Here is a 1,662-nt window from a genome sequence, read left to right on the forward strand (position 1 = left end):
GTCGCCCCGCGCGTGGCGGGCAGGCCTCCGGCTCGGCCTCGTCGAACGACGAGGTCCAGGGCATCAGCGGTTCGACCCGGCTCGAGGCCAAGCGTCAGCGTCGGCGCGACGGACGCGATGCCGGGCGCCGCCGCCAGCCCATCCTCTCCGAGTCCGAGTTCCTCGCACGCCGTGAGTCCGTCGACCGCGTGATGGTGGTCCGAGAGAAGAGGCGCGGCGACGGCAAGGGGATCATGACCCAGGTCGGCGTGCTGGAGGACAAGGTCCTCGTGGAGCACTTCGTCACTACCGAGTCCGCGCGCTCCATGGTGGGCAACGTCTACCTCGGCCGCGTCCAGAACGTGCTCCCGAGCATGGAGGCCGCGTTCGTCGACATCGGTCGCGGTCGCAACGGTGTCTTGTACGCCGGCGAGGTGAACTGGGAGGCCGCCGGACTTGGCGGCAAGGCCCGGCGGATCGAACAGGCGCTCAGGCCCGGCGACATGGTCCTGGTGCAGGTCACCAAGGACCCCATCGGCCAGAAGGGCGCCCGCCTGACCACGCAGATCTCGCTGGCGGGCCGATTCCTGGTGTACGTGCCCGACGGCAACTCCACCGGCATCTCCCGCAAGCTCCCCGACACCGAGCGGCGTCGGCTCAAGGCGATCCTCAAGGACGTCGTCCCCGAGGGCTCTGGTGTGATCATCCGGACCGCGGCCGAGGGGGTCAGCGAGGAGGAGATCGGCCGGGACGTCGAACGACTCGCGGCCCAGTGGACCGAGATCGCCGAGGCCTCCGCCGAGCGGACCTCAGCCGGTGCCGGCACGCCGGTGGCCCTCTACGAGGAGCCTGACCTGCTGGTCAAGGTGGTGCGCGACCTGTTCAACGAGGACTTCTCCTCGCTGGTGATCCAGGGCGACACCTCCTGGGACACCGTTCACGACTACGTCTCGAGGGTCGCACCGGAGATGACCGAGCGGCTCGAGCGGTACGACAATCCCGACGTCGACGTGTTCGCCACCCACCGCGTGGACGAGCAGCTGGCCAAGGCGCTCGACCGCAAGGTGTGGCTGCCCTCCGGCGGCTCGTTGGTGATCGACCGCACCGAGGCCATGACGGTCATCGACGTGAACACCGGCAAGTACACCGGTTCGGGCGGCAACCTCGAGGAGACCGTCACCAAGAACAACCTCGAGGCGGCCGAGGAGATCGTGCGCCAGCTGCGCCTGCGCGACGTGGGCGGGATGGTGATCATCGACTTCATCGACATGGTGCTCGAGGCCAACCGCGACCTCGTGCTGCGGCGGCTCACCGAGGCGCTGGGCCGAGACCGCACCCGGCACCAGGTCTCCGAGGTCACCTCGCTGGGGCTGGTCCAGCTCACCCGGAAGAAGGTGGGCACGGGTCTCGTCGAGGCCTTCTCCACGCCCTGCGAGCACTGCCAGGGACGTGGCCTGATCGTCCACGCCGACCCGGTCCACACCGAGTCGCACAATGCCGACGAGCCCGGCTCGCGACGCGGCCGCAAGCGTGGCGGCAAGGGATCGGAGTCGGATCAGTCCGACTCCCAGGCCTCCTCGTCGCCGGTACCCAGGCAGGTACCCAAGAAGGACGGGCCCGCGCCGGCCGCGCACCCGGCCGCGCTCGCGATCGCCCGTCAGGAGGCCGAGCAGGCGGCCGCGG

Annotated in this window: 1 protein-coding gene; it reads left to right on the top strand. The window is 70.0% G+C overall.

All coding sequences use genetic code 11. The features are described from left to right. A partial coding sequence (locus tag G6027_RS15415; protein WP_182637933.1) for an Rne/Rng family ribonuclease occupies positions 1 to 1,662 on the top strand: 1,662 nt, incomplete at both ends.

Origin of the sequence: Dietzia sp. SLG310A2-38A2 (assembly GCF_014145095.1) — a bacterium.
In the GTDB taxonomy this organism is placed as follows: domain Bacteria; phylum Actinomycetota; class Actinomycetes; order Mycobacteriales; family Mycobacteriaceae; genus Dietzia.